This window comes from Arthrobacter sp. Hiyo1 (assembly GCF_001263615.2).
Lineage (GTDB): Bacteria > Actinomycetota > Actinomycetes > Actinomycetales > Micrococcaceae > Arthrobacter.
In genome coordinates this window covers 79,118-81,995 of sequence record NZ_DF952469.1, presented here as the reverse complement: position 1 = coordinate 81,995, position 2,878 = coordinate 79,118, and the positions used below count along the sequence as shown (strand labels likewise).

Here is a 2,878-nt window from a genome sequence, read left to right as displayed (position 1 = left end):
GCACGGCCGCGATCAGCCCGTCCAAGCTGGTTCCGTCCGGGAGATCGTGGTGTTCCTCTTCGACGCCTGCCGCGGCGCGCGCGGCAGCGAAGTATCTTACGAGCAAAGCCTCAGCCTCCGATGGCGCTCATGCTGCGGTCTGGTTGGACGAAGTCGGGTGCGCCGAGGCCGGTGTGGTCCATGCCGTGTGCCTTGGGTTTGATCCACATGGCGTCCTGCCAGCGTTGGGCGAGTTCCTCGTCGCTGGCTCCGGACCGGAGTAGTCCCAACAGGTCGAATTCTTCGCGTGAGAACAGGCAGCTCATGATCTTGCCTTCGGCGGTGATCCTTGTGCGCGGCAATCGGAGCAGAACGGTTCGGTGACGGAGGCGATGATGCCGACGGTGCCCAGGAGCGGACCGGTGGCTTGGACGGATGCCGGGTCCCGCCGTCGTACTTCGAATCGTTCCGCCGGTGCGCCGTCGCGTTCGCGCGGGTCCGGGGCCAGCACGAAGTCGCGGGAAAGCAGTTCGCGGATCTCGGCTGCCGTGATCATGTCGCGCCGGGTCCAGCCGTGGTCGGCGTCCAGCGGCATTTGTTCGATGAAGCGCAGTTCATAGCCGCGCTCCAGTGCCCAGGCCAGGAGCTCGGGGGACTCGGCGTCGTTGATGCCGCGCATGAGGACGGCGTTGATCTTGACCGGGCCCAGGCCCGCGGCCCGGGCGGCATCGACGCCGGCCAGCACCTTGTCGAGGAAAGGCCGCCGGGTCAGCTTCGTGAAGGTTTCTTCGTGGAGGGAGTCGAGGGAGACGTTGATGCGGGTGAGTCCGGCTTGCTTGAGCGCTGCTGCTTTCTTGTCGAGTCCGACGCCGTTGGTGGTCATGGAGATCGGCAGATCGGGGTGCGCCTGGCGGAGGGCGGTGATGATGTCCACCAGGTCGGCGCGGACCAGGGGCTCGCCTCCGGTGAGGCGCAGTTCGCGGACCCCGAGGTGTTCGACGCCGATCCGCACCAGCCGGACGATCTCGGCGGCGGTCATCACGGCTTGTTTGGACAACCATTCGAGGCCTTCGGCCGGCATGCAGTAGGTGCACCGCAGATTGCACTTGTCGGTCAAGGACAAGCGCATGTCGGTGGCCCGGCGTCCGTAACGATCGAACAGGCCAGGGGGAGTTCCTGCAGGGCGCGGCGGGGGCGCAGAAACGCCGCTTCCCGTCCCGTCGCCCGCAGGGGGCAACGGCATGCCTAGCTGAACACTCATGGGTTCAGGCTACGCCAGGCAGGGCCCGAGCGTGATATCGGCCACCAGTCACGTTCGTCTTCCGCTCCCGTGGAAGGCAACGCAAGAGGTGACTTCTTACGGAATGCATACGGTTGGCCCGTGGACGCCCGGAACACGTACCGCGGGCAGCACGCGAATCTATGCTGAAGGTGTGAACACGCAGCCCGCCCCGCACGGTGCCGACGTCGGCAATCGGCGCATCCTGCTGGTCGAAGACGAACAGACCATCGCCGACGTCGTCCGGGACTACCTGGTCCAGGCAGGCTTCCAAGTCGATCTCGCGGGGGACGGCTTCACCGCGCTGAGCCTCGCGGCCGCCAGGCGGCCCGACCTTGTCATCCTGGACCGGATGCTGCCCGGACTCGACGGCGTGGAAGTGTGCCGCAGGCTCCGCCTGGCCATGAGCGTACCGATCATCATGGTGACCGCCCTCGGCACGGAAGACGACCGGATCCTGGGATTGGAAAGCGGAGCGGACGACTATGTCACCAAGCCCTTCTCACCCCGCGAGTTGGTCCTCCGTGTGAAGTCCGTCCTGCGCCGGAGCATCCGGGAATTCAGCCCGGAACCGCCAGTCGAACTCGCCGGCTTCGAATTGGATCCTGCCTCGCGCACAGTGCTCCAGGATGGCAAACCCCTGATGCTTACGGTGCGTGAGTTCGATCTGCTGGCGTTCCTCCTCCGCCGGCCCAACCAGGTGTTCAGCCGCGAGGATCTCATCAAGGCAGTGTGGGGTTGGGACTTCGGGGATTTGTCCACTGTGACCGTCCACGTGCGTCGCTTGCGGGAAAAGATCGAAGACAACCCCACCACCCCGATGCTGCTCAAAACGGTCTGGGGAGTCGGCTACCGCTTTGACGCGAAGGAAGGTGGACATGCAGCCGGCTGAAATGTTCACCATCCTGGGCTGGATGCTGTTGTGGGCTGTCCTCATCGGCGCCTTGACCCTTGCCTTGCTGCGTTTCCTGCGTGGCGCGTCGATCCTGGTCCAGATTTGCCTCGTGGTGGTGGCCACCGTTGCCGTCCTCGTGGCAGGGATGGTGAGCGCCTTCAATGCGATGTTCATTTCCGCCCTGGACCTCGAAGTCATGTGGTACATCCTCGGGGTAGCCTCGGCCGTGGCGATCGCGATTTCCCTGGTCCTCGGGGCCGGGGTGTCCCGCAACGCCATCCGGCTCGTCGCAGCAACGCGGCGCCTCGGCAGCGGAGAAGCCCTCGATGGCTCCTTCCTGCCACAATCGGGATCGCGGCGGGCCGGACCGGCAATGAACTCCGAGCTCGCCCAGCTAGCCCAGGAACTCGAAGCGAGCAGCGTCAAACTTGAGGAATCCCGGCGACGGGAAGCCGCCGTCGAAACCGCCCGCCGCGAACTGGTCTCCTGGATCTCGCACGACCTCCGGACCCCTTTGGCCAGCATGCGGGCCATGGCCGAAGCGCTGGAAGATGGCATGGCCTCCGACATCCCCGCGTACTACCGCAAGATCATCGCCCAGACGGACCAGATGGCGGTCATGGTCAACGACCTCCTGGAACTGTCCAAAATCCAGGCGGGAACGCTCCGCCTGAGCGCAGAATCCCTCGACCTCTACGACCTCGTGAGCGACGCCATCGCCGATC

The 2,878-nt window shown here is 65.4% G+C and carries 2 protein-coding genes and 2 pseudogenes; 2 read left to right on the top strand and 2 right to left on the bottom strand.

Translation table 11 applies throughout. The features are described from left to right. Positions 1-106 (bottom strand): annotated as a pseudogene (locus AHiyo1_RS26185) (MoaD/ThiS family protein); the annotation flags it as partial. A gap of 4 nt (positions 107-110) precedes the next feature. Then, positions 111-1,240, bottom strand: a pseudogene (moaA, locus tag AHiyo1_RS04995) (GTP 3',8-cyclase MoaA). An 88-nt stretch (positions 1,241-1,328) separates the two neighbouring features. On the opposite strand from moaA, the gene AHiyo1_RS04990 reads away from it, so the two are divergent. Next, entirely contained in the window at positions 1,329-2,150 is an 822-nt protein-coding gene (locus AHiyo1_RS04990) for a response regulator transcription factor (protein ID WP_445286185.1), read from the top strand. After that, the coding region (locus AHiyo1_RS04985; protein WP_275937039.1) for a histidine kinase dimerization/phospho-acceptor domain-containing protein at positions 2,137-2,878 on the top strand (742 nt) is incomplete at its 3' end. The genes AHiyo1_RS04990 and AHiyo1_RS04985, both read left to right, overlap by 14 nt.